Annotated in this window: 23 protein-coding genes; 14 read left to right on the top strand and 9 right to left on the bottom strand. The window is 65.8% G+C overall.

What is annotated here, in order from left to right; translation table 11 throughout:
- Positions 1 to 73 precede the first annotated feature (73 nt).
- The 3 genes from htpG (at position 74) to AC5WJ1_RS11645 (ending at position 3,225) form a co-directional block, all read left to right on the top strand.
- Entirely contained in the window at positions 74 to 1,975 is a 1,902-nt protein-coding gene (gene htpG, locus AC5WJ1_RS11655; protein ID WP_494476092.1) for a molecular chaperone HtpG, read from the top strand.
- 59 nt (positions 1,976 to 2,034) lie between these two features.
- On the top strand, positions 2,035 to 2,538 hold the full coding sequence (locus AC5WJ1_RS11650; RefSeq protein WP_135705593.1) for a DNA-deoxyinosine glycosylase: 504 nt from the start codon (positions 2,035 to 2,037) through the stop codon (positions 2,536 to 2,538).
- 249 nt (positions 2,539 to 2,787) lie between these two features.
- The gene (locus AC5WJ1_RS11645) at positions 2,788 to 3,225 is read left to right on the top strand and encodes a universal stress protein (protein ID WP_133093023.1); all 438 of its coding nucleotides are present in this window, start codon (positions 2,788 to 2,790) and stop codon (positions 3,223 to 3,225) included.
- Here the strand turns inward: AC5WJ1_RS11645 and AC5WJ1_RS11640 are convergent.
- Positions 3,216 to 3,536 (bottom strand): HPr family phosphocarrier protein, encoded by a 321-nt coding sequence (locus AC5WJ1_RS11640; protein ID WP_240745888.1) that lies wholly within the window; start codon positions 3,534 to 3,536, stop codon positions 3,216 to 3,218. The genes AC5WJ1_RS11645 and AC5WJ1_RS11640 overlap by 10 nt on opposite strands.
- Positions 3,537 to 3,698: 162 nt before the next feature.
- On the opposite strand from AC5WJ1_RS11640, the gene AC5WJ1_RS11635 reads away from it, so the two are divergent.
- From AC5WJ1_RS11635 to AC5WJ1_RS11625, 3 genes are all read left to right on the top strand, one after another.
- Positions 3,699 to 4,829, top strand: coding sequence for a PLP-dependent cysteine synthase family protein (locus AC5WJ1_RS11635; protein WP_133093021.1), 1,131 nt, complete (start codon positions 3,699 to 3,701; stop codon positions 4,827 to 4,829).
- Between the two features lie 111 nt (positions 4,830 to 4,940).
- The gene (locus AC5WJ1_RS11630; protein ID WP_135705591.1) at positions 4,941 to 5,693 is read left to right on the top strand and encodes a tetratricopeptide repeat protein; all 753 of its coding nucleotides are present in this window, start codon (positions 4,941 to 4,943) and stop codon (positions 5,691 to 5,693) included.
- Between the two features lie 46 nt (positions 5,694 to 5,739).
- Complete coding sequence (locus tag AC5WJ1_RS11625; RefSeq protein WP_133093020.1) at positions 5,740 to 6,624, top strand: class I SAM-dependent methyltransferase; 885 nt, start codon at positions 5,740 to 5,742, stop codon at positions 6,622 to 6,624.
- Positions 6,625 to 6,750: 126 nt separating this feature from the next.
- Here AC5WJ1_RS11625 and AC5WJ1_RS11620 read toward each other — a convergent pair whose 3' ends face one another.
- Positions 6,751 to 8,376 (bottom strand): ABC transporter substrate-binding protein, encoded by a 1,626-nt coding sequence (locus AC5WJ1_RS11620; protein WP_133093019.1) that lies wholly within the window; start codon positions 8,374 to 8,376, stop codon positions 6,751 to 6,753.
- 135 nt (positions 8,377 to 8,511) lie between these two features.
- Here AC5WJ1_RS11620 and trmB point away from each other — a divergent pair, with 135 nt between their 5' ends.
- Positions 8,512 to 9,189 carry a tRNA (guanine(46)-N(7))-methyltransferase TrmB gene (gene trmB, locus AC5WJ1_RS11615; protein WP_135705589.1) on the top strand — a complete coding sequence of 226 codons (678 nt, stop codon included), beginning with the start codon at positions 8,512 to 8,514 and terminating at the stop codon, positions 9,187 to 9,189.
- Between the two features lie 63 nt (positions 9,190 to 9,252).
- Here the strand turns inward: trmB and AC5WJ1_RS11610 are convergent, their stop codons facing one another.
- From AC5WJ1_RS11610 to AC5WJ1_RS11580, 7 genes are all read right to left on the bottom strand, one after another.
- On the bottom strand, positions 9,253 to 10,455 hold the full coding sequence (locus tag AC5WJ1_RS11610; RefSeq protein WP_133093017.1) for a DUF2863 family protein: 1,203 nt from the start codon (positions 10,453 to 10,455) through the stop codon (positions 9,253 to 9,255).
- A 108-nt stretch (positions 10,456 to 10,563) separates the two neighbouring features.
- The gene (locus AC5WJ1_RS11605) at positions 10,564 to 10,713 is read right to left on the bottom strand and encodes a hypothetical protein (RefSeq protein WP_167884595.1); all 150 of its coding nucleotides are present in this window, start codon (positions 10,711 to 10,713) and stop codon (positions 10,564 to 10,566) included.
- A gap of 204 nt (positions 10,714 to 10,917) precedes the next feature.
- Entirely contained in the window at positions 10,918 to 13,635 is a 2,718-nt protein-coding gene (acnA, locus tag AC5WJ1_RS11600) for an aconitate hydratase AcnA (RefSeq protein WP_135705588.1), read from the bottom strand.
- A gap of 291 nt (positions 13,636 to 13,926) precedes the next feature.
- Positions 13,927 to 14,502 (bottom strand): hypothetical protein, encoded by a 576-nt coding sequence (locus AC5WJ1_RS11595; RefSeq protein WP_494476091.1) that lies wholly within the window; start codon positions 14,500 to 14,502, stop codon positions 13,927 to 13,929.
- A gap of 167 nt (positions 14,503 to 14,669) precedes the next feature.
- On the bottom strand, positions 14,670 to 15,851 hold the full coding sequence (prpC, locus tag AC5WJ1_RS11590; protein WP_494476090.1) for a bifunctional 2-methylcitrate synthase/citrate synthase: 1,182 nt from the start codon (positions 15,849 to 15,851) through the stop codon (positions 14,670 to 14,672).
- A 44-nt stretch (positions 15,852 to 15,895) separates the two neighbouring features.
- Positions 15,896 to 16,876, bottom strand: coding sequence for an HpcH/HpaI aldolase/citrate lyase family protein (locus AC5WJ1_RS11585; RefSeq protein WP_133093013.1), 981 nt, complete (start codon positions 16,874 to 16,876; stop codon positions 15,896 to 15,898).
- Between the two features lie 126 nt (positions 16,877 to 17,002).
- A complete protein-coding gene (locus AC5WJ1_RS11580) occupies positions 17,003 to 17,986 on the bottom strand; it encodes a malate dehydrogenase (RefSeq protein WP_133093012.1) in 984 nt (327 codons plus the stop codon).
- A 431-nt stretch (positions 17,987 to 18,417) separates the two neighbouring features.
- On the opposite strand from AC5WJ1_RS11580, the gene AC5WJ1_RS11575 reads away from it, so the two are divergent.
- The 7 genes from AC5WJ1_RS11575 to gltA all read left to right on the top strand — a co-directional run bounded on the left by AC5WJ1_RS11575 (position 18,418) and on the right by gltA (position 24,669).
- Positions 18,418 to 19,371 carry a GntR family transcriptional regulator gene (locus AC5WJ1_RS11575; protein ID WP_494476089.1) on the top strand — a complete coding sequence of 318 codons (954 nt, stop codon included), beginning with the start codon at positions 18,418 to 18,420 and terminating at the stop codon, positions 19,369 to 19,371.
- 281 nt (positions 19,372 to 19,652) lie between these two features.
- Positions 19,653 to 20,063, top strand: a complete 411-nt coding sequence (gene sdhC, locus AC5WJ1_RS11570) for a succinate dehydrogenase, cytochrome b556 subunit (RefSeq protein WP_012353373.1) — start codon at positions 19,653 to 19,655, stop codon at positions 20,061 to 20,063.
- Between the two features lie 11 nt (positions 20,064 to 20,074).
- Positions 20,075 to 20,440, top strand: coding sequence for a succinate dehydrogenase, hydrophobic membrane anchor protein (gene sdhD, locus AC5WJ1_RS11565; protein WP_135705164.1), 366 nt, complete (start codon positions 20,075 to 20,077; stop codon positions 20,438 to 20,440).
- A 3-nt stretch (positions 20,441 to 20,443) separates the two neighbouring features.
- A complete protein-coding gene (gene sdhA / locus AC5WJ1_RS11560; protein WP_135705163.1) occupies positions 20,444 to 22,222 on the top strand; it encodes a succinate dehydrogenase flavoprotein subunit in 1,779 nt (592 codons plus the stop codon).
- Positions 22,223 to 22,256: 34 nt separating this feature from the next.
- Entirely contained in the window at positions 22,257 to 22,958 is a 702-nt protein-coding gene (locus tag AC5WJ1_RS11555) for a succinate dehydrogenase iron-sulfur subunit (protein WP_133098578.1), read from the top strand.
- Positions 22,959 to 23,036: 78 nt separating this feature from the next.
- Positions 23,037 to 23,324: an FAD assembly factor SdhE gene (locus AC5WJ1_RS11550; protein ID WP_116322295.1), complete on the top strand. Its 288-nt coding sequence runs from the start codon at positions 23,037 to 23,039 to the stop codon at positions 23,322 to 23,324.
- A gap of 43 nt (positions 23,325 to 23,367) precedes the next feature.
- The gene (gene gltA / locus AC5WJ1_RS11545) at positions 23,368 to 24,669 is read left to right on the top strand and encodes a citrate synthase (protein ID WP_133098523.1); all 1,302 of its coding nucleotides are present in this window, start codon (positions 23,368 to 23,370) and stop codon (positions 24,667 to 24,669) included.
- Positions 24,670 to 24,911: the final 242 nt, after the last annotated feature.

Below are 24,911 nucleotides of genomic sequence, written 5' to 3'. Positions count from 1 at the left end.
CTGGCGTCACTGGCCCCCGACGGCCACCCGACCATCCCAGATTCGCCTGTTTTCGAGATTCAAAAGGAGAACCATGACCGCACCGCACGAGACGATGAGCTTCCAGGCGGAAGTGAAGCAACTGCTGCACCTGATGATCCACTCGCTGTACAGCAACAAGGAAATCTTCCTGCGCGAGCTGGTCTCGAATGCTTCGGACGCCACTGACAAGCTGCGCTTCGAGGCGATCGCGAATCCGTCCCTGCTGGAAAACGACGCCGACCTGGCCATCCGCATCGAGGCCGATGCCCAGGCACGCACGCTGAAGATCACCGACAACGGCATCGGCATGAGCCGCGACGAGGCCATCCGCAACCTCGGCACCATCGCCCGTTCGGGCACCAGGGAATTCTTCCAGCAGCTGTCCGGCGACCAGCAGAAGGACGCCGCGCTGATCGGCCAGTTCGGCGTGGGCTTCTATTCGGCCTTTATCGTCGCCGACAAGGTCACGGTGGAAACCCGCCGCGCCGGCGTGGGTGCCGAGGAAGCCGTGCGCTGGGAAAGCACCGGCGACGGCGAGTTCAGCGTCGACGCGATCGCGCGCGCCGAGCGCGGCACCACCATCACGCTGCACCTGCGCGAGGGCGAGGACGATTTCCTGTCGGCCTGGCGCCTGAAGAGCATCATCCAGAAATACTCGGACCATATCTCGCTGCCGATCCGCATGCCCAAGGAAGTGTGGGACGCCGAGGCCAGCAGCTACAAGCGCACCGACGAGTGGGAAAGCGTCAACCAGGCCAGCGCGCTGTGGACCCGCAACAAGTCCGACATCACCGACGAGCAGTACACCGCGTTCTACCAGCACATCGCGCACGACAACGAAACGCCGCTGGCCTGGACCCATAACCGCGTCGAAGGCCGCAGCGAATACACCCAGCTGCTGTACATCCCGGCGCGCGCGCCGTTCGACCTGTGGGACCGCAACCACAAGGCCGGCCTGAAGCTGTACGTCAAGCGCGTCTTCATCATGGACGACGCCGAGCAGCTGCTGCCGGGCTACCTGCGCTGGGTCAAGGGCGTGGTCGATTCCGCAGACCTGCCGCTGAACGTATCGCGCGAACTGCTGCAGGAAAGCCGCGACGTCAAGGCGATCCGCGAAGGCTGCACCAAGCGCGTGCTGTCGATGCTCGAAGCGCTGGCCGACAGCGAGGACCAAGCCGAACGCGCCAAGTACGACACCTTCTGGCAACAGTTCGGCCAGGCGCTGAAGGAAGGCACCGGCGAGGACCAGGCCAACCAGGAGCGCGTGGCGAAACTGCTGCGCTTTGCCTCGACCCACAACGACACCGCCGAGCAGAACGTGTCGCTGGCCGCCTATGTCGGCCGCATGAAGGAAGGCCAGGACAAGATCTACTACGTCACGGCCGATACCTGGTCCGCCGGCAAGAACAGCCCGCACCTGGAAGTGTTCCGCAAGAAGGGCATCGAAGTCCTGCTGCTGACGGACCGCGTCGATGAATGGATGCTGTCGTTCCTGCGCGAATTCGACGGCAAGGAACTGGTGTCGGTGGCGCGCGGCGACCTCGACCTGGGCAAGCTGGCCGATGAAGCCGAGAAGGCCGAGCAGGAGAAGGCCGAGGCCGACTGGAAGGACGTGGTCGAGCGCGCCAAGACCGTGCTGGCCGGCAAGGCCAAGGACGTGCGCGTGACGCTGCGCCTGACCGAGTCGGCATCGTGCCTGGTGTCGGACGAGGGCGGCATGAGCGGCTACCTGCAGCGCCTGCTCAAGCAGGCCGGCCAGAAGGCGCCGGACGCCCAGCCGATCCTGGAGCTGAACCCGGAGCATGCGCTGGTCAAGAAGCTGCGAGATCTTCCGGAGGGCGATGCCTTCAGCGACCGCCTGCAGGTGCTGTTCGACCAGGCGCTGCTGGCAGAAGGCGGCATGCTGGAAGACCCGGCCGCCTACGTGCAGCGCGTCAACAAGCTGCTGGCCTGACGGCCGGCGACCGACGCAGCGGCCCCGAAGCAGGTAGTCGGGGCCGCTGCGTTTCTGCCATGCCAGACCCCATCCCGCCCCAGGCCGACCTGCACCAGGGCCTGCCGCCTGTCATCGACCGCAACACCCGCGTGCTGGTGCTGGGCAGCTTCCCCGGCGCCGCCTCGTTGGCCGCGCGCGAGTATTACGCCCATCCCCGCAACCAGTTCTGGCCGCTGATGGCCGCGCTGACCGGCGAACCGATGCCGGCGCTGCCGTATGCCGAACGGCTGGTGCGGCTGCTGGCGCATCGCATCGGCGTCTGGGACGTGCTTGGGGCGTGCATGCGCGAAGGCAGCCTGGACAGCAATATCCGCTACCCGCAGGCCAACGATTTCACGCGGCTGCGCCAGCTGGCGCCGGCGCTCGAGCGCATCGGCTTCAACGGTGGCACATCGGGACGGTTCGCGCCGCAGTTTGCCGCGCAGGGGTATCAGACGGTGGTGCTGCCTTCGTCCAGCCCGGCGCACGCGGCGCGCAATTTCGAGCAGAAGCTGGCGCTGTGGCGCGCGCTGATGGCGTAGCGCCGCGGCCCTGCGCGCGGCCGGCGTGCCCGGGAACATGGCTGCGCCGGCGTTTCGAATGCGGGCGAGGCAATGTGACGCCCGCCGGATTGCCGTGTGCCATCGCGCACCTATACTGGATCAGGGTGACAGATGATTCGAAACCGAGGGTATCGGTCGCTCCTTGTTGTGCGCCTTGCGGCTCCCACTTTCGGACGCAAGGCGATGTCGCATCGGAAGTGAGCGCAATGCGCAGGCGAGGAGGCAATCATGTTCAAGCATCTCCTGCTGGCGGTCGATGGCTCCGACCTGTCCGAATCCGCATTCCGCAAGGCACTTGTGCTGGCGCGGGAGATGGGCGCCCGTGCCACCGTGGTGCGCGTCTGTCCGAACTACCATGTGTTGACCTACCAGGTCGAAATGCTGGAGGACACCCGCGAGACCTACGTCAAGCAGGCCTGGGAAGACGCAACCCGCTACTTGCGCGGCCTGGCCGACGAGGCCGGTGCAGCGGGCGTGGCCTGTGACACGACCTACGCGGTCAATGACCATCCGTACGAGGCCATCATCAAGGCGGCCGAGGACAAGGAATGCGACCTGATCGTGATGGCGTCCCACGGGCGGCGCGGGGTCAAAGGGTTGGTGATCGGCAGCGAGACCCTCAAGGTGCTGACCCACAGCAAGATCCCGGTGCTGGTCTACCGGTAGGCGCGCGGCCGCCGGCCCGCGCCGTGGGCTAGCGCCGCCGCATCCGCGCCGCCAGGCGCGGCAGCGGACCCGTGCGCCAGACGCGGCGGCGCAGGTCGGCCGATATCCGGCCCGTCAGCCCGGATGCGCAGCGGCGTGCCGGGCGGCACGCGCAGCCGCATCACGGCCATGACGTCGCGCGCGTTGGCCGAGCCCGAGGCGGTCGCCAGCATGATGCTGCTGGCAAAGCGGCTGGCGGCCAGGCTCAGGTGTGCGGAACTGCGGCCCTGGAAGATCAGGCCGGCGAGCCCGTCGATCGTTGCTTCTGCCACAGACAGTCACATCCACACGGCGGCCGGGGCTGTGGCGCGAAGAGCGCATTGCAGTGCCTGCCGATCGTCGCGCCGGATCCGGGAAACTGGATTTGGGCAGCACGCTTCTGGCATCCTGAGGGCCTGATCCAATGCCCCGGCCGCCGCGCCCGCAAGCCACCCATGCCACTTTCCGCCTGGACCCACGAAGCGATCCGCAAGATCGAAGCCGACTTCAACCGCTCCGCCGATACCCACCTGATCCCGCTGGACCTGCCGGGCTACCCCGACATCCGTGTCTACTTCAAGGACGAATCCAGCCACCCGACCGGCAGCCTGAAGCACCGGCTGGCGCGCTCGCTGTTCCTGTATGCGCTGTGCAATGGCTGGCTGCGTGAGGGCAGCACGGTGGTGGAAGCGTCCAGCGGCTCGACCGCGATTTCAGAGGCGTATTTCGCCAGGCTGCTAGGGCTGCCGTTCGTGGCGGTGATCCCGGCCGGCACGTCGCGCGCCAAGGTCGAGGCGATCGAGTTCTATGGCGGGCGCTGCCACCTTGTCGACAGCCCGTCGGAGATCTATGCCGCGTCGCACCGCATCGCGCAGGAAACCGGCGGCCATTTCATGGACCAGTTCACCTACGCCGAGCGTGCCACCGACTGGCGCGCCAACAACAATATCGCCGAATCCATCTTCAAGCAGATGGCGGAGGAGGAGCACCCGGTACCGGCCTGGCTGGTGTCCAGCGGCGGCACCGGCGGCACCATCGCCACGCTCGGCCGCTACGTCGCCTATCGCCGCCACAAGACGCGCGTGCTGTGTGCCGATCCGGAGAACTCGGTGTTCTTCGATTATTTCCGCAGCGCCCTGGCGGGCAAGCCTGAACCGGACCTGTCGCTGCCGACCGGCTCGCGAATCGAGGGTATCGGCCGGCCGCGCGTGGAGCGCTCGTTTATCCCCAGCTGCATCGACGCCATGCTGAAGGTGCCCGATGCGCTGTCGTTCGCCGCCATGCGCTACCTGGCCAGGCGCTTCGGCCGCCGCGTCGGCGGCTCGACCGGCACCAACTTCGTCGGCGTGCTGTACCTGGCGCAGCAGATGCGGGCGGCAGGGCAGGCGGGGGCCATCGTCGCGCTGCTGTGCGACAGCGGCGACCGCTATGGCAATACCTACTACGACGAAGACTGGTATGCCGAGCAGCGCATCGCAATCGACGCCGCCGATGCGCTGGTGGCGCGCGCGGTGAAGGGTGAGGCGGTGCTTACGCCGCAGGCGGTGGCCGGGCTGCAGCCGGCCGGCGCCGGCATTCCGGGCTGAATGCAAGGGAATCGCGCCGCCGTCTTTCTGTCAAAATGCCGGCGGCCAGCGCTTCGGCGCCGACCCTTTGCCCACTGATGACCTCATACGATCCCATAGGTTGACTTATCCATGCGTATCTTCGGTATCAGCATCCATATCATCGTTGCGCTGTTCTTCGCCGTGCATGCGGTGCGCACGCACCAGAACATGTACTGGCTGCTGATCCTGTTCCTGTTCCCGGGGCTGGGCAGCCTGGTCTACTTCTTTGCCATCTTCCTGCCCGAGCTGCGCCAGTCGCGCGGCGCGCGCGCGGCCACGCGCGCCATCTCGCAACTGGTGGACCCCAACCGCGCGGTGCGCGAGGCCCGCACCGACTTTGACCGGGCGCCGACCGTGGCGCACCGCATGCGCCTGGGCGCCGTGCTGCTCGAAGCCGGCGAGCCGTCCGAGGCGCTGCAGCACTACCAGGCCGCGGCCAACGGCCCGTTCGCGTCCGATCCGGCGCTGCTGCAGGGCCTGGCCCAGGCGCAGTTCGCCACCGGCGACGCGGCCGCCGCGCTGGCGACGCTGGAAAAACTGTTCGGCGCCAGCCCGCATGCGCGCCAGCAGCCCGACCCCGCCTTGCTGTATGCTCGCGCGCTGGCTGCCACCGGCGCGCCCGGCACGCGCGCCGCGTTCGAGCAGGCACTGACCAGCGCCAGCGACGCCGCGCCGCGCTGCCTGCTCGCCGACTGGCTGGCGGCGCAGCCCGATGCCGCCGACCGCGAACGCGCGCGCGAACTCTACGCCGAAATCGTCCACGACGCCCGCCACTGGCCGCGCCATGCCCGCGAGCACAACCGCGAGTGGCTGCAGCGCGCGCAGGCGGCGCTGGGCAAGTAAGGCGCGTGCCGGCCCGTTGCATGGCCACCGTGTATTTCTCGACAATATGACCCTACTGAAACGCAAATCGATTGAAGCCGTGGCCTCGCGCCGTCCGGCACGTGGCACACGCAACCGTGGCCAGGCGCCGGACTCGCGCGCGGCCCGCGAAGAAAAACGCATGACGCCGCGCTTTGCGCCGGTGACCTTCTCGGAGCTGGACGGCGTGCGCTACCTGCATTTCGGCACGGAGTGGGTGCAGGGCGCGATGCGCCTGCGCAAGCCGGATGCGATCGAGCTGGAATACGCGCAGCAGATGATGGCCTGGCTGCTGTTCCTGTCGCCTTCTGTGGATGAATTCCACGTGGTCCAGCTCGGCCTCGGGGCGGCGGCACTGACCAAGTTCTGCCACCGCCAGTTCAGCCGCGCGCGAGTGACCGCGGTCGAGCTGAATCCGGCGGTGATCATCGCCGGGCGCAGCATGTTCGGCCTGCGCCAGGATGACGCGCGCCTGACCGTGCGCGAGCAGGACGCGTGGGACTACGTGATGGACGGCACCCACGCAGATGCCATCGACGTGCTGCAGGTGGACCTGTACGACGCCACCGCGCGCGGCCCGGTGCTCGACACCACCGCGTTCTACCGCGCCTGCCGCCGCACGCTGAAGGAGCCGGGCGTGATGACCATCAACCTGTTCGGCGACCACGACAGCTTCCCGAAGAATATCGAGCGCATCTGCGAAGCCTTCGATAACCGCGTGCTGGTGTTCCCTGAGGTCCATGACGGCAACATCATCGCACTGGCGTTCAACGGCCCGGAGATCGATGTGGCGTGGGAAGTGCTGGAAGCGCGCGCCGACGTGGTCGAGAAGACCACGGGGCTGCCGGCGCGGGACTGGGTGCAGAAGCTGCGCGCGGCGAACGCGCGGCAGGAAGAGCGGTTGAGGATCTGATCCAAACGCGCCCAAAGAGGAGGTTTGGGTGCTCCAAAGCCGCCTGAACTAGCCCAAGCAAGGTGTTCTCCCTCTCCCGCAAGCGGGCGAGGGAGAACACCGCGAGCCGATGACCAGCCGCCGCCCTCACTCCTTGTGGAAAAACTGCGCCAGCGACCACTCGTCCGTCCGCGCCTCATACTTCAGTCCCTTCTTCATCGCCCACATCGCCAGCTGGCTGTGCGACGGAATGATCGCGTGGTCGGCCAGCGCGAACCTGGCCGCCGTGCGCGCGTTCTCCTCGCGCGCTTTCTCGCTGGAAACGGTGGTCAGCGATTTTTCGATCAGCTGGTCCAGTTGCGGGTTGCTGTACTTGCCCCAGTTCCAAGTGCCATACCCGGTCTTGGGGTTGGGCGTGCCCGTGATCGAGCGCAGCGCCACATCCGCGGCTGCCGAACCCCACCCCAGCATCTGGAAGGCAAAGTCGCCCTGGCGCGCGCGCGTGAAGTAGGCCGCTACCGGCATGGTCTCGACCCTGGTCTGGATGCCGATGCGCGTCAGCATGCTGGCGGTGGCCTGCGCCACCGCGGCGTCGTTCAGGTAGCGGTTGTTGGTGGCATGCAGCGTCAGCCCGAAGCCGTCCGGGTAGCCCGCCTCGGCCAGCAGCTTTTTGGCGCCTTCGGGATCATAGGCGTCGGGTTTGGTGCCCGGATGCCCGAAGATCTGCGGCGACACGATCGACGATGCCGGCACCGCCAGCCCCTCCATGATGCGGTTGACGATGGCGTCGCGGTTCAACGACTTGCTGATCGCGGCACGCACGCGCGCATCCTTGAACGGGTTCTTGCCCAGCGGCTTGCCGGCCTTGTCGGTGACGAAGGGCGGGTTGTCGCGCGAGTGGTCCATTTGCCAGAAGATGGTGCGCCACGAAACCTGCTGCTCGATCTTGAACTTCGGGTTCTGCCTGAGCTTGGCCACGTCGGCCGACGGCACGCTCTCGATCACGTCGACATCGCCCGCCAGCAGCGCGGCGCTGCGCGCGCCGTTGTCGGTGATGATGCGGAACACGGCGCGGTCCCACTCCGGCTTGGGCCCCCAGTAGTTGGGATTGCGCTCCATCACGATTTCCTGCCCGCGCGCGAAGCGCACGAACTTGAACGGCCCGGTACCGATCATGGCCTTGCCCGAGTCGAAATCGGCCTGCGTCAGCGTCGCGGCGACCTTTTTCGGCATGATCGGCACGCTGTTCAGGTCGTTGGCCAGGTTGGCGTAGTTGGGCACGCTCATGGTCAGGCGCACCGTCAGCGGATCGGGCGTGTCGATGCGGGCGATCGGCTTGGTGTAGCTGGTGAACGAGCCGGGGCTGTTGGTCAGCTTGTCCGGGCGCTCCAGCGACGCCTTGACGTCTTCGCTGGTGAAGGGCGAGCCGTCGTGCCACTTCACGTTGGGGCGCAGCTTGATTTCCCAGGTGATGGCATTGACCGGCTTCCACGACAGCGCCAGGCCGGGGATATAGCGGGCGTTCTTGTCCATGAACACCAGCGACTCGAAGACATGCAGCGCGATCGCGTTGTTGGGGCCGGAGTTGTTCCAGTGCGGGTCCATCGAGGTGACGTCGGCGGCCAGCCCGATGCGCAGGTCCTCGGCATGGGCGGCGCCGGCCGGCACCAGCGCCAGGGCGGCACAGGCGGCACTGCCCAGCACCAGCGCGGCGGTGGCGTGGAGCAAGGTGCGGCGGGCGGGCTGGCTGGGCGTGGCGGTTGTCGATGGCATGGGACTGGCTCCTCGTACAGGTCCGGCGCTTGCGGACGGGTTCTCAGGCGGTTTGTCCCGCATTGTGCCGCTAAAGTGGCATGGTTGCAGCGTCCGATGCAAGGCTGCCGGGTCCGGCCCCGGTAAAATGGGGCCATGTTTGCCAATTCCCGCACCATCGTCTCGGCGCAGTCCGATGTCCACGAACACCTTGCCGCGCGTGTCGCGCGCCACCTGGCCGAGCCGTTCCGCAAGCCCATCGGCGAAGCCAGCCGCCGCGCGCTGAGCGCGGCGCTCGACAATTGGCAGCAGGCCGGCGGCGCGCCGCTGATCCTGGATGCCGGCTGCGGCGTGGGCGAAAGCACGCTGCGCCTGGCGACATCATTCCCGGACCACTATGTGATCGGCGTCGACCAGTCCGAAAAGCGCCTGGCCGCTGGCAAGGACTGGTGGGGCGAGGCGCCGATGCCGGCCAATTTCTGCTGGGCGCGGGCCGACCTGGTCGATGTCTGGCGCATGCTGCAGGCCGACGCGGTGCCGGTGGCGCGCCACTACGTGCTGTACCCGAACCCATGGCCAAAGATCGGCCACCTGGGGCGGCGCTGGCAGGGCCATGCGGTGTTCCCGGCGCTGGCGGCGTGCGGCGATTACCTGGAATGCCGCAGCAACTGGCAGGTCTACATCGACGAGTTCGCGCAGGCGCTGGCGCTGGTTGGGCGTCCGGCGCAGGTGGTCGAGCCCTGGCAGCCGGCGCAGGCGATGACGCCGTTCGAGCGCAAGTACGCGGCATCGGGGCATGGGCTCTGGCGCTGCGTCAGCGAGCGGGGTGCCTGAAGCCAGCCAGGAAAACAAAAACGGCCCACGATGTGGGCCGTTTGCTTGCGTGGGCGCGGGAACTCAGTGGAACAGCGGCTGCTGCGTGGGCGCGTCTTCCGGCAGCTCCGCATGCACGATCTCGCCATTGCGGTCGGCATACAGCGGCGTGCCGCAATCCTCGCAATATTCCGGATCGAACAGCGCCGCATGGCGGAAGATATCCTCCACGCCGGCGTTGCGCAGCTCTTCGCAGATCTGTTCGAGCGGGTTGCCCTTCTCGTCGGCATCGACTTCGCCGGCTTCGCGGCCGTAGACCGGCCAGACGATGCCGTAGATCACGTCCTTTTCACCGCGCATGGTGAAGCCGACGCGGTATTCCTCGACCACTTCCTCGCCGAACGCGGCCACCACCGCGGCCAGCTGGCCGGCGGAGATATCGAGCGTGCCGGCCAGGTAGTTGACGGCGGCACGCACGGTCAGAGGACGGATGCTCTTGTCGGACTCACGGCACGACAGGAAGAAGGCGTCGGGGAGCAGCAGCTCGAACTCGCAGCCGGGCAGCAGCAGCGCCACCGACGGCTGGACCTGGGTGCGCCATTGTTCCAGGCACACCGAGCGCTCGGCGTGGTGCTCCTTGGCATCTTCTTGCCAGCGGAACAGCGCCTGCTCGTGCGGGGCTACCACCACGGCCAGCAGGTAGCGCGGGTCGGCCAGGATCGGCGCGGTCTCGGGCAGGTCGCGCAGGTCGACCTTGGGTACCGAGCCGGCCAGCGCGGCCGCGGCCAGCTTGTGCGTCAGCGCAAAGGTGTCGCTGTGGGTGCGCGGCAACTGGTCGATGCTGTACAGGTACGGCGACAGCGCCACCTTGGTGTCGGAAGCCAGTACATGTGCCTGCAAGTGCACGGCGAGCGTCTGGGCCAGCTCCGGCTTGAGCGCGCCCGAGGGGATGGCGTAGCGCGTGTGCGCCAGGATTGGCGCGGCGATCAGCAGCGCGTCGTAGCGCTGGCCATCGACCTCGATGGTGGCCGATTCGGCCAGTGTCTCGGCCTGCTCGGCCAGCACGTCGGAGGCATCGGCGTTGTGCTTGAACAGGTGCTCCAGCGCCGCGTCCAGCGCGGTCTGGCTACCGTTCTTCAACAGGCGGCCCAGGCGCTGCGAGAGCCGCCGTTCCCAGTAGCCATCCTCCATGCGGCTGCCCGATGCGTCGAGGGCGAGCGCATCGGCCACCAACCGCTCGGCGTCGGGGGAAAGACGTGGGGAAGCCTTGGGGCGAAAACCTGCCATAGAAAGAAACCGTTCGTTTATGCGTAAAACGGTATTCTACTCGTTGCGTTGACAAGGCGGCCGCGCGATGCGGCGCGACTTGCCACCGGCGAGGCCGAAGACTTCTTTTTATTTCTGTCCGCCGGCTGCCGGCGCCGTCGGTACGTGGGTCTCGACGCCGTGCTGCTCGCCGGAAATCGACACGTCGCTGCCGCCCTTGGTCAGCAGGTAGAGGGCTGCGCCGGCAACGACGACGAATGCGATGATGATCTTTGCCATGTTGTCTCCAGTGTATGTCTGAAGCGGGGTGGCCCCGCCTCCGGGCCATTGCGGCCCATGTTGTTTGGGACACAGTGTGGCAGCACTGCCTTGCGTGGAACTTACACGCGCGGGATAGGCGCCGAGTGATGCCGGGGCCGCATCATGCGCACCATGACAAACGCCGCCCGGGAAGGCGGCGCTTGCATGGACCATCCGCGGGCGTCAGGCCGCCAGCAGCTGGCGCAGCACGAACGGCAGGATGCCGCCGTGGTTGTAGTAGTCGACCTCGATCGGCGTGTCGATGCGCAGCAGCACCGGCACGCGCTGCACGTCGCCGTTGGCGCGCTTGATCACCAGCACCAGGTCCTGCTGCGGCTTGAGGTCGCCCGGGTTGTCCAGGCCCGTGCCTTCGATGTCGAAGGTCTCGTTGCCGGTGATACCCAGTGCCTGCGCGCTGTCGCTGCCCTTGAACTGCAGCGGCAGCACGCCCATGCCGACCAGGTTGGAGCGGTGGATGCGCTCGAAGCTGCGCGCCACCACGGCCTTCACGCCCAGCAGCTGCGTGCCCTTGGCCGCCCAGTCGCGCGACGAGCCGGTGCCGTACTCCTCGCCGCCGAACACCACCGTGGGCGTGCCCTCGGCGATGTACTTCATGGCCGCGTCGTAGATCGACATCTGCTCGCCGGTGGGCTGGTGGATGGTGATGCCGCCTTCCACGCGCGCGCCGTCCGGCTTGGGCGGGATCATCAGGTTCTTGATGCGCACGTTGGCGAAGGTGCCGCGCATCATCACCTCATGGTTGCCGCGGCGCGAGCCGTAGCTGTTGAAGTCGGCCTTGAGCACGCCATGCGCCTGCAGGTACTTGCCCGCGGGCGAGGTGTCCTTGATCGAGCCGGCCGGCGAGATATGGTCGGTGGTCACCGAGTCGCCGAAGATGCCCAGCGCGCGCGCGTCGCGCACGCTGGCCGAGGCGCCCGACGGCTCCAGGCTGAAGTCCTGGAAGAAGGGCGGCTCGGCGATGTAGGTCGACTTGGGCCAGTCGTACACCTGGCCCTTGGTGCCCTGGATCGCGCCCCACAGCTTGCTCGGCTTCTTGACCTGCTCGTAGTTGCCCTTGAAGGTCTTGGCGTCCATCGCGAACTTCATCAGCGCGTGGATTTCCTCAGAAGTCGGCCAGATATCGCCCAGCCAGACGTCACGCCCGCCCTTGCCCTTGCCGACCGGCTCGGTCATCAGGTCGCGCGTGACATTGCCGGCGATGGCATAGGCCACCACCAGCGGCGGCGAAGCCAGGAAGTTGGCGCGGATGTTCGGGTGGATGCGGGCCTCGAAATTGCGGTTGCCCGACAGCACCGCGGCCGCGACCAGGTCGTTCTTGACGATGGCCTCGTTCAGCTCGGGCGTCAGGTCGCCGGCATTGCCGATGCAGGTGGTGCAGCCGTAGGCGGTCACGCCGAAGCCCAGCTGCTCCAGGTACGGCAGCAGGCCGGCGGCCTTCAGGTATTCGGTGACCACGCGGCTGCCCGGCGCCAGCGAGGTCTTGATGTGCGGCGCCACTTCCAGTCCGGCTTCCACCGCCTTCCTGGCCAGCAGGCCAGCCGCCAGCAGCACGCTGGGGTTGGAGGTGTTGGTGCACGAGGTGATCGCGGCGATCAGCACGTCGCCGTTCTTCACTTCAATGCCGTTGCTGGTGCGGTAGGGCCGATCCAGCTCGGCCGCATCCTTGTTGAAGCCGTTCTCGGCCACCGGCTTGCTGAACAGCGACGCGAACGTGCTCTTGACGTTGCCGATCTCGATGCGGTCCTGCGGGCGCTTCGGCCCGGCCAGCGACGGCGCGACCGTGGACAGGTCCAGCTTCAGCGTCTTGCTGAAGTCGATGTCGCCTGCCTGCGGAATGCCGAACATCTGCTGGGCGCGGAAATAGCCTTCGAACGCGTCGATCTCCGCGTCGGTGCGGCCGGTGCCGCGGAAGTAATCGATGGTCTTTTCGTCGACCGGGAAGAAGCCCATGGTGGCACCGTACTCCGGCGCCATGTTGCCGATGGTGGCGCGATCCGGCACTGACAGGCTGGCCGTGCCTTCGCCGAAGAACTCGACGAACTTGCCGACCACCTTCTCCTTGCGCAGCATCTCGGTGATGGTCAGCACCAGGTCTGTGGCGGTGACGCCTTCGCGCAGGCGGCCGGTCAGCTCCACGCCGACCACGTCCGGCGTCAGGAAGTACACCGGCTGGCCCAGCATGCCGGCCTCGGCCTCGATGCCGCCGACGCCCCAGCCGACCACGCCGATGCCGTTGATCATGGTGGTGTGCGAATCGGTGCCGACCAGCGTGTCAGGGTAGTAGACCCCATCCTTCTTATGAACGCCGCGCGCCAGGTATTCCAGGTTGACCTGGTGCACGATGCCGAAGCCCGGCTGCACCACGCCAAAGGTGTCGAACGCCTGCATGCCCCACTTCATGAACTGGTAGCGCTCGTTGTTGCGCTGGAATTCCAGCTGCATGTTCAGGTCCAGCGCCTTCTTTTCGCGGAAATGGTCAACCTGCACCGAGTGGTCGACCACCAGGTCGACCGGCACCAGCGGCTCGATCTTCTTGGGGTCCTGGCCCATCTTCTCGGCCACGTTGCGCATTGCGGCCAGGTCGGCCAGCAGCGGCACGCCGGTGAAGTCCTGCAGCACCACGCGGGCCACGACGAACGGGATCTCGTCCACACGCTCGGCATTCGGCTTCCAGCCGGCGAGTTGCCTGACGTGTTCTTCGGTAACTTTCTTGCCGTCGCAGTTGCGCAGCACGGCTTCCAGCACGACGCGGATCGATACCGGCAGGCGCCCGAGATCGAGGTCCAGTTCCTGCGCGAGTTGCGGCAGGGAATAGAACTGGCCCTTGCCGGAAGCGCCGATCTTGAATTCTTTTAGCGTGTTCTTGAGGTTATGGGGCATTGCCGTACTCCGATCGAAGGATGATGCGATGGCATTTGGCTCGGACCTCTGAAACTGGATTCAGACCCCGGTGCGCTGCCGCGGCGTATGGCCGCGGTCCGAGGTCGGCAGCGCACTGCAACTGCATACTCTAACCGCCGCGCGGCCTTGCCGCCACCCGGTCTCGATCGGCCGGGCCCCGGCCATGCCTTCCCGCGGCGCGACAGCGTGCCCGCGGCGGGTTGGCCCGCCCGCAAGGCAAAAGGGTGCCGGCGGCCGGAATTCAGGCGGCCGCCGGCACCCTGTACGGATTTACTGCTTCGGTGCCGCGCTTTGCTGGGTCGCGTCAGGCTGCTGCGCCTGCTGCGGCTGGACCGTCGGGCCGCCCGGGGGCGTGGCCAGCAGCGGGGCGCTGACCGGGGCGCGCAGGCCGCCGGCCTGCGTCGGCGCCGCGGCGCCTGCCTGCATGGCGGCGCTCTGGCAGTCGTCGGCCAGGCGCTGGCCCAGGTTCTTGTTGAACAGCATGGCCTTGCTCGGGATCACCACCAGGTCCAGGCCGGTGCGGGCGTCGTAGTAGCGGTCGGCGCCGGTCACGGTGGACTGACGCGGCAGCTTGTAGTCACGGCCTTGCCAGTGCACGGTCAGCACTTCGTCACGCAGCATGTCGCCGGAGATATAGATGCTGTTGCCCAGTTCGCACTGCCACTTTTCACCGGTCGGGGTGACTGCGGCGGCGGCGCCGGCAGCGGCGGCGGTGCCGGCTGCGGCCTTCTTCTTGGTCGAGGACTTCTTCTTGGTGGTCTGCTTGGCCGGCTCTTGCGCCATCACGGTGGTGGCGGTGGTCAGGCTGAACGCGCCGATGCAGGCGGCAAGTACGAGATGTTTCATTTTGTGAGTGCCTCTCGGATTTTGAAATCTGGTCTGTTTGTCGTTCGCCGCCGTCACATCAGGCGGCGCCTGGAAGGAAAGTCCGCCGCTATTCTCTACGATTTGCCGGAGCCCGCGAAGTGCGCTGGCCTTTGGTTACATAATCGGGGTGTCCGGTTAGTCCGGGTTCACTTACGCTTGCCGATCGGCACGAATTTGAGGTTTTCGGGGCCCACGTAGTTGGCGCTGGGGCGGATGATCTTGTTATCGATGCGTTGCTCGATGATGTGCGCGGCCCAGCCGGAAGTGCGTGCGAGCACGAACAGCGGCGTGAACATTGCCGTCGGCACGCCCATCATGTGGTAGCTCACCGCGCTGAACCAGTCCAGGTTCGGGAACATCTTCTTGACGTCCCACATGACCGTTTCCAGGCGCTCGGCAATGTCGAACATCTTCGTCGAACCGGCGTCCTTCGATAGCGTCTTCGCCACTTCCTTGATCACCTGGTTGCGCGGGTCGCCCGTGGTGTACACCGGGTGGCCGAAGCCGATCACGACTTCCTTGTTCCCGACGCGGCGGGTGATGTCGGCCTGCGCCTCATCCGGGTTGTCGTAGCGCTTCTGGATCTCGAACGCGACTTCGTTGGCGCCGCCGTGCTTGGGGCCGCGCAGCGCGCCGATCGCGCCGGCGATCGACGAATACATGTCCGAACCCGTGCCGGCGATCACGCGCGCGGTGAAGGTCGAGGCGTTGAACTCGTGTTCCGCGTACAGGATCAGCGAGGTATGCATGGCACGCTCCCACAGCGCCGACGGCTGCTCGCCGTGCAGCAGGTGCAGGAAGTGGGCGCCGATGGAGTCATCGTCGGTCTCCACCTCGATGCGGCGGCCGTTGTGGCTGTAGTGGTACCAGTACAGCAGCATCGAACCCAGGCTGGCCATCAGGCGGTCGGCAATGTCGCGCGCGCCCGGGCCGTTGTGGTCGTCCTTTTCCGGCAGCACGGTGCCAAGCACCGACACGCCGGTGCGCATCACGTCCATCGGGTGCGCGCTGGCCGGGACCCATTCCAGCGCCAGCTTGACGTTGGCCGGCAGGCCGCGCAGTGACTTCAGCCTGGCCTTGTAGGCGGCCAGTTCGGATCTGGTCGGCAGCTTGCCGTGCACCAGCAGATGGGCGATTTCCTCGAACTCGCAGGTGTCGGCGATATCGAGGATGTCATAGCCGCGGTAGTGCAGGTCGTTGCCGGTACGGCCAACGGTGCACAGCGCGGTATTGCCGGCGGCAACGCCGGACAGCGCGACGGATTTCTTGGCTTTCGGCGCCGCGGGCTCTGCCGCGGCGGCCGGTGCTGCGGTCTTCGAAGCGGACATCCGGGTCTCCTTCGGTCGCGTCCGTGCTTTGTTGTTGTGGCGGGTCAGGCGAAGAACAGCGCTTCCACGTTGTCCGGCAGCGGCGTGCCGGTGGCCTGGGCGCGCTGCAGCAGCGACCAGTAATAGCGGTAGCTGGCGCGGTCGTGCAACTGGCCGTCGTGGCGGATCGGTGCCCAGTTGTTCTCGTGGGCAGCCAGCAGGATCTGGCTGGCGGCGCCGATTTCATCCGCGCCCGGGCGGAAGGCGGCGACGATCGGCGCTATCTGGCCCGGATGGATGCTCCACTTGCGCAGGTAGCCGAACTCGGCGCGCGCGCGCAGCGCGTCATCGCCCGCCCGCTGGGGTGCCTGCACATCGGTGCTGACGTTGTGCGACGGAACCTTGCCATGGCGGTGGCAGGCGGCGGAGATTTCCAGCATGGCGCGGCGGATCAGAGGGTGCTCGAACTGCTGCGGCGAGCGCATGGCCTCGCCGGGAATCGCGCCGTGGTGCGCCGAGACGAAGTCCATCAGGCCGAAGCTCAGGCACTCCACCTGCACCAGCGCGGCGATGTCGAAAGCCTGTTCGAGCGCGGCGTGTGTCTCGATCAGCACATGGATCGGGATATGGCGGGCGATGCCGGCATTGCGCGCCACCTGGTTGACATGGTCGGTCACGCGCGCGACCTCGACCACGTCGGTCACCTTGGGCACGACGACGTAGGCCAGCCGCGCGCCGGCGGTGCGCACCAGCACGTCGACATCCTGGCGCCAGCTCGGGTGGGCAGGGTCATGAATGCGCACGCCGACGCGGTTGTGCGCGTTCAGCGGGCTGTTGACCAGTTGCGCGCACAGCTCGGCGTGCTCGCGCTCGTGGCCGACGGCGGCGCCGTCCTCGCAATCGAAGGTGATGTCGAAGACCGGCCCAAGCTCTTGCTGCAGGGCAAGCGACTTGCGCATCAGCTTTTCGCTGCCCGCATAGTGGTCACACACCGGCAACTGGACCGGGATGGCTTCGCCCTGGAACAAGACCTCGGATGGATGCACGGGAATTCAGGTGGGTTGGGGTTGGACGGGAAGGCACATCATAGCGCCCCAATATGAAAAAACCGGGGTCCGCGCCGATTCTTGAATCGTTGCGGAACCCCGGTCTTTCCTGGAACGCGCTGAAGATCAGCCCAGCAGGTGCTGCACGCCGGCCTTTTCTTCTTCCAGTTCGTTCAGGGTGATGTTGATCTTTTCCTGGCTGTAGGCGTCGATCTCCAGACCCTTGACGATCTCGTACTTGCCGTTGGCGCAGGTCACCGGATAGCCGAACATGGTGTCGGCGGGGATGCCGTACTCGCCGTTCGACGGGATGCCCATGGTGACGACCTTGCCGTTGGTGCCCAGCACCCAGTCATGCACGTGGTCGATGGCGGCGTTGGCGGCCGAGGCAGCCGACGACAGGCCACGGGCCTCGATGATGGCGGCGCCGCGCTTGCCGACGGTCGGCAGGAACACGTCGTTGTTCCACACCGGGTCGTTGATCATGTCCTTGACGCTCTTGCCGTCGACGGTGGCGTAGCGGTAGTCGGCGTACATGGTCGGGCTGTGGTTGCCCCACACGAACATCTTCTCGATCGACGACACCGGCTTGCCGGTCTTGGCGGCGATCTGCGACAGGGCACGGTTGTGGTCCAGGCGCAGCATGGCGGTGAAGTTCTCGCGCGGCAGGTTCGGTGCCGACTTCATGGCGATGTAGGCATTGGTGTTGGCCGGGTTGCCGACCACCAGCACCTTGACATTGCGGCTGGCGACTTCGTCCAGCGCCTTGCCCTGCACCGTGAAGATCTGGGCGTTGGCCTCGAGCAGGTCCTTGCGCTCCATGCCCTTGCTGCGCGGACGGGCGCCAACCAGCAGGGCCACGTCGGCATCCTTGAAGGCGACCTTGGGGTCATCGGTGATGACCACGCCGGCCAGCAGCGGGAACGCGCAATCTTCCAGTTCCATCACGACGCCCTTGACGGCGGCCTGGGCTTGCGGGAGGTCGAGCAGTTGGAGGATGACCGGCTGGTCTTTGCCCAGCATGTCGCCGTTGGCGATGCGGAACAGCAGGGAATAGCCGATCTGGCCAGCGGCGCCGGTCACTGCGACGCGCATTGGGGCTTTAGCCATGAGTAAATCTCCAAACGATAGAAGGGGGTAACCGGTCGGCGGCACGCAGTCGCCAACTCAAGGCGGCGTGCACGCCGGATGCTGGTTGTCGCCACAGCGGGGAGCGGCCGTCCGCCGGAACCAGGTGGCGGGGCCACGGGGCGGAACCGGTGAGGATGAGCCACAACGGGTCATGGTGATGCAACGAAGCGTAAGTCTACTGCGAAGCGAGCCGCCATTTCCAGACCGATTTCCAGTCCGGGCCGCGGGAGAGGGTGCCGGGGACGGCATCCGCCGGCGGCACGAGCACGGCATTCACGACATTCGCGGGCGTGGACCAGCGCGAGTGTAGGCCCGGCCTCACTGGCTGTCAATTCATATGTCTTATATAAGACATAAGACAATTAACGTCAGGCTGGCGCCCGCCGCCCTTTTATGGTGAAATCCCGCCTATGTCCTCCCTGTCTACGTCCCTCTCCGGCGCTGCCGCCCACGGTGCGCAGGACTCCGGCGCGGCCACGCCTGGCGCCGGGACGCAGGCGCCTTCGTCGACCCCGCCTTCGTCGACCCCGTCTTCGTCGGCCTCGTCATCGACTCCGTCGTCGACCCCGCCGTCGAACTCTCCCGCGCCGTCGTCATCTCCTGCGCCCCAGGCCGCCGCCCAGCAGCCGGGCCCGCAGACCGCCCCGTCGCCCACCTTCAGCCCGCTGTACCAGCAGATCAAGGCGCTCATCATGCGCAGCCTGCAGTCCGGCGAGTGGAAGCCGGGCGAGATGATCCCCAGCGAAATGGAGCTGGCGGCGCGCTACAAGGTAAGCCAGGGCACAGTGCGCAAGGCCATCGACGAACTCGCCGCCGAGAACCTGGTGGCGCGGCGGCAGGGCAAGGGCACCTTCGTGACCACGCACCATGAGGACGTGGTCAAGTTCCGTTTCCTGCGCCTCGTCCCCGACGAAGGCGAGCCCCACTACGGCGCCAGCCACGTGCTGGAGTGCAAGCGCCTGCGCGCGCCCGCCGAAATCGCGCGGCTGCTCGATATCCGCACCGGCGACAGCGTGGTGCAGATCCGCCGCGTGCTGAATTTCTCCGGCGAGTCGACCGTGCTCGACGAGATCTGGCTGCTGGGCGCCAACTTCAAAGGCCTCACCGCGGAAAAGCTGACCGAGTGGAAGGGGCCCATGTATGCCTTGTTCGAGGCCGAGTTCGGTACGCGCATGATCCGCGCCTCGGAAAAGATCCGCGCCGTGGCCGCCGACGAGACGGCGGCCGAGCTGCTGTCCGTGCCTCTGGGCTCGCCGCTGTTGTCGGTCGAGCGCGTTTCATATACCTACGGGGATCGCCCTGTCGAGGTGCGCCGCGGGTTGTATGTGACGACGAAACACTATTATCAGAACGACCTGAGCTGAGTCATGGGGCCGGCGCGGTCCCTGCGTCGGCTGCGATTATTGCGGGTTTGGTGATGGTGGTGCGGGTTGTTGCGCAGCGCCGGTGAATATTGCTTGGCAATCGCCGTGTCATGTGTATGGTGTGCGATTGTCGGGCGGCGCCTGTTGGGCGCGATAGCTGAAAATTATTGGTGCAGCGCGCAACAAAGGCGCTAAAATCTCGTGGATTTGCCTCAATGCATCCCGTTGCATGCAGGCAATGGCAGTCTCGTTTCTTTGTTTACCGCTAATTGGGGTCTCGCATGGCTGAAGCCGTCAAACAAGCCAGGCCGGAGTTCCGGAATATCGGTATCTCGCAGATCGCGAAATACCGGTTGCCCTGGGCCGGCAAGGTATCCATCCTGCATCGCGTGAGCGGTGCCTTGATGTTCCTCCTCCTTCCCTTCGTCCTGTACCTGTTCGAGCAGAGCATTACCTCCGAACTGAGCTTCGCAAAGTTCTCGGCCCTGTTGTCCGGCGGCTTTGTCAAGCTGGTTGTGCTGGCCCTGATCTGGGGTTATCTGCATCATTTCTGCGCCGGTATCCGCTTTCTGCTGCTGGATGTGCACGTTGGTGTTTCCAAGCCCGCCTCGGCCAAGTCTGCCATCAGCGTGCTGGTTGTCAGCCTGCTGCTTACCCTGATTTTCGGCCTGAAGCTGTTCGGCCTGTTCTGAGGAGAATCACGGTGGCAAACAACAATATCGGTCCCAAGCGCCTGGTCGTCGGCGCCCATTACGGCCTGAAAGACTGGCTCGCGCAACGCGTCACGGCCGTGATCATGGTGGTGTTCACCGTGGTGCTGGCCATTGCCTTCCTGCTGTCGAACGGCGCTTCGTACGAAGCGTGGGCAGGGCTCTTCGCCAACCAGTGGATGAAGATCATCACGTTCCTGACCATCCTGTCGCTGCTGTATCACGCCTGGATCGGCGTGCGCGACATCTGGATGGACTATGTCAAGCCGATGGCGGTGCGCCTGGTGCTGCAAGTTCTTACGATTCTGTGGCTCGTCGGTTGCGCGGGCTACGCTGCTCAGATTCTCTGGAGGGTGTAATAAATGGTCGCAGTCAAGACTGGATTGCCGCGTCGCCGCTTTGACGTGGTCATCGTCGGTGCTGGCGGCGCCGGGATGCGCGCATCCCTCCAGCTCGCGGAAGCCGGCCTGAACGTGGCCGTGCTGTCCAAGGTGTTCCCGACCCGCTCGCACACGGTGGCGGCGCAGGGCGGCATCGGTGCTTCGCTGGGCAACATGAGCGAAGACAACTGGCACTATCACTTCTACGACACCATCAAGGGCTCGGACTGGCTGGGCGACCAGGACGCGATCGAGTTCATGTGCCGGGAAGCGCCGAAGGTCGTGTACGAACTCGAGCACTTTGGCATGCCGTTCGACCGCAATCCGGACGGCACCATCTACCAGCGCCCGTTCGGCGGCCATACCGCCAACTACGGCGAGAAGCCGGTGCAGCGCGCCTGCGCCGCGGCGGACCGTACCGGCCACGCGCTGCTGCATACGCTGTACCAGCGCAACGTGCGCGCCAAGACCCACTTCTTCGTCGAGTGGATGGCGCTGGACCTGATCCGCGACCAGGACGGCGACGTGCTGGGCGTGACCGCGCTGGAAATGGAAACCGGCGAGGTCTACATCCTCGAAGCCAAGACCACGCTGTTCGCGACCGGCGGTGCCGGCCGTATCTACGCCGCGTCGACCAACGCCTTCATCAACACCGGTGACGGCCTGGGCATGGCCGCACGCGCGGGCGTGCCGCTGGAAGACATGGAGTTCTGGCAGTTCCACCCGACCGGCGTGGCCGGCGCGGGCGTGCTGATCACCGAAGGCGTGCGTGGCGAAGGCGGGATCCTGCGCAACAAGGATGGCGAGCGTTTCATGGAACGCTATGCGCCGACGCTGAAGGACCTGGCGCCGCGCGACTTCGTCTCGCGCTCGATGGACCAGGAAATCAAGGAAGGCCGCGGCTGCGGCCCGAACGGCGACTACGTGCTGCTCGACCTGACCCACGTCGGCGCCGAGACCATCATGAAGCGCCTGCCGTCGATCCGCGAAATCGGCATGAAGTTCGCCAACGTCGACGCGATCAAGGAACCGATCCCGGTGGTCCCGACCATCCACTACCAGATGGGCGGCATCCCGACGAACTACCACGGCCAGGTCGTGGTGCCGAAGAACGGCAGCCCGAACGAAGTGCTGAATGGTTTCTACGCGATCGGCGAATGCTCGTGCGTGTCGGTGCACGGCGCCAACCGCCTGGGCACCAACTCGCTGCTCGACCTGGTGGTGTTCGGCCGTGCCGCCGGCAACCACATCATCGCGCAGAACCTGAAGCAGAAGGAACACAAGCCGCTGCCGGCCGACGCCGCTGACCTCGCGATGTCGCGCCTGGCCAAGCTGCAGGCCACGTCGTCGGGTGAATACACGCAGGACGTCGCCAACGACATCCGCAAGAACATGCAGTCGCATGCCGGCGTGTTCCGCACCCAGAAGCTGATGGACGAAGGTGTCGACCGCATCCTGGAAGTGGCCGAGCGCGCCGACAACATCCACCTGAAGGACAAGTCCAAGGTCTTCAACACCGCGCTGGTGGAAGCCCTGGAAGTGGCCAACCTGGTGGAAGTGGCCAAGGCCACCATGATCTCGGCGGCCGCCCGCAAGGAATCGCGCGGTGCGCACGCGCACAGCGACTTCCCCAACCGCGACGACCAGAACTGGCTCAAGCACACGCTGTTCTACAGCGAAGGCAACCGCCTCGACTACAAGCCGGTGAAGATGGAACCGCTGACGGTGGAAAGCGTGCCGCCGAAGGCCCGTACCTTCTGAGCACCGCATCGTAGAGAAAACAGGACCCACAGAAATGAAGCGTATTTTCGAAGTCTACCGCTACGATCCGGACAAGGATGCGGCGCCGCGCATGCAGACCTACGAGGTCGAGCTCGACGGCCACGAGCGCATGCTGCTGGACGCGCTGGTCAAGCTCAAGAAGCTGGACGAGACCATCTCGTTCCGCCGTTCGTGCCGCGAAGGCGTGTGCGGCTCGGACGCGATGAACATCAACGGCAAGAACGGCCTGGCCTGCCTGACCAACATGCGCGAGCTGCCGGACCGCATCGTGCTGCGTCCGCTGCCCGGGCTGCCGGTGGTGCGCGACCTGATCGTCGACATGACGCAGTTCTTCAAGCAGTACAACTCGATCAAGCCGTTCCTGATCAACGACGAGCCGCCGCCCGAGAAAGAGCGCCTGCAGTCGCCGGAAGAGCGCGACGAGCTGGATGGCCTGTACGAGTGCATCCTGTGCGCCAGCTGCTCGACGTCGTGCCCGTCGTTCTGGTGGAACCCGGACAAGTTCGTCGGCCCGGCCGGCCTGCTGCAGGCTTACCGCTTCATCGCGGACAGCCGCGACCAGGCCACCAATGAGCGCCTGGACAACCTGAACGACCCGTACCGCCTGTTCCGCTGCCACAGCATCATGAACTGCGTCGACGTGTGCCCGAAGGGTCTGAACCCGACCAAGGCCATCGGCAAGATCAAGGAACTGATGGTTCGCCGCGCGGTGTGATCCTGCGGCTGTCTAAGTAGTAAGCGGTGCGTCAGCCAGAGCGGCTATATCTGGCGGGCGCACCGAAAGTAGGAAGCCATGACCGAGAGTCCTGCCACCACCTTCTCCCATCAGGCCGATCCGCACAAGCGCGCACGGTTGCGCTGGCGCGCCCGCCGCGGCCTCCTGGAGAACGACATCATCGTCGAACGTTTTTTCAACCGTTACGAGGAGAGCCTGTCCGACGAGGATGTGGCTGCGCTGAGCCAGCTGTTCGAGCTCAGCGACAACGAGTTGATGGACCTGCTCCTTGCCCGCAAGGAACTGGACGGTGAGCTCGACACGCCCCCGATGCAGCGCGTAGTGAACCTGCTGCGTTCGGTCTGAGTTTTGGTCAACATTATTATTCACAGCATTTGAAGGATCCGACATGACGCCGTCCGATGTGAAAGCCACGCTATCGTTCTCCGATGGTTCCCCCAGCGTTGAGCTGCCGATTTATACGGGCACCGTTGGCCCGGACGTGATCGACATTCGCAAGCTGTACGGACAAACCGGTAAGTTCACCTACGACCCCGGTTTCATGTCGACGGCTTCGTGTAATTCCAAGATCACCTATATCGACGGTGACAAGGGCGAGCTGCTGTATCGCGGCTACCCGATCGAGCAGCTGGCGCAGAAGTGCGACCACCTCGAGACCAGCTACCTGCTGCTCAAGGGTGAACTGCCCAACGCCAAGCAGAAGGAAGAATTCGTCGGCCACGTGATGAACCACACGATGGTCCACGAGCAGCTGCAGTTCTTCATGCGCGGTTTCCGCCGCGATGCCCACCCGATGGCAGTCCTGACCGGCCTGGTGGGTGCCATGAGCGCGTTCTACCACGACGCGATGGACATCGATGATCCGCACCAGCGCGAGATCTCGGCCATCCGCCTGATCGCCAAGATGCCGACCATGGTCGCCATGGCGTACAAGTACAACATCGGCCAGCCGTACATCTATCCGCAGAACGACCTGTCCTACTCGGGCAACTTCCTGCGCATGCTGTTCGCCACGCCGTGCGCCCCGTACACCGTGAACCCGGTGCTGGAGCGCGCGCTGGACCGCATCTTCATCCTGCACGCCGACCACGAGCAGAACGCGTCGACCTCGACCGTGCGCCTGGCCGGCTCGTCGGGCACCAACCCGTTTGCAGCTATCGCCGCGGGCGTGGCCTGCCTGTGGGGCCCGGCCCACGGCGGCGCCAACGAAGCCGCGCTGAAGATGCTGGAAGAGATCGGCAGCGTCGACAACATCCCCGAGTTCATCAAGCAGGTCAAGGACAAGAACTCGGGCGTGCGCCTGATGGGCTTTGGCCACCGCGTGTACAAGAACTACGATCCGCGCGCCAAGCTGATGCGCGAAACCTGCCATGAGGTGCTGAACGAGCTGGGCCTGCACAACGACCCGCTGTTCAAGCTGGCCATGGAGCTGGAAAAGATCGCGCTGGAAGACGAGTACTTCGTCAGCCGCAAGCTGTACCCGAACGTCGACTTCTACTCGGGCATCGTCCAGCGCGCGCTGGGCATCCCGACCTCGCTGTTCACCTGCATCTTCGCGCTGGCCCGCACCCCGGGCTGGATCTCGCAGTGGGAAGAGATGATCACCGATCCGGAATACAAGATCGGCCGTCCGCGCCAGCTGTTTGTCGGCGCCGCCACCCGCGACGTGCCGGACGTGTCCAAGCGCTGAGCGCAAGCTCATCCGATTCGCTGCGCAGTGCAGCAATTGCAAACGCCCCGGCCCGCCGGGGCGTTTGTCTTTTCTGGGGCGGCTCGCGTTGTGCGGTGCAGCGCGGGAAAGGGCAGGAAATCGCACCTCGAATGGTCCGGAGCGCAATTCGTGGAAAATTGTGTCGCGTTTTCCCAATGTGGTTCCGCATTTATTGTGCGATTGTCGCGTAGCGCAGGAAATTTGACCCTATAATGCGGGCT

The sequence above is a fragment of the Cupriavidus sp. MEYA8 genome (genome assembly GCF_059278825.1).
This window is presented reverse-complemented; position numbering and strand designations above follow the sequence as displayed.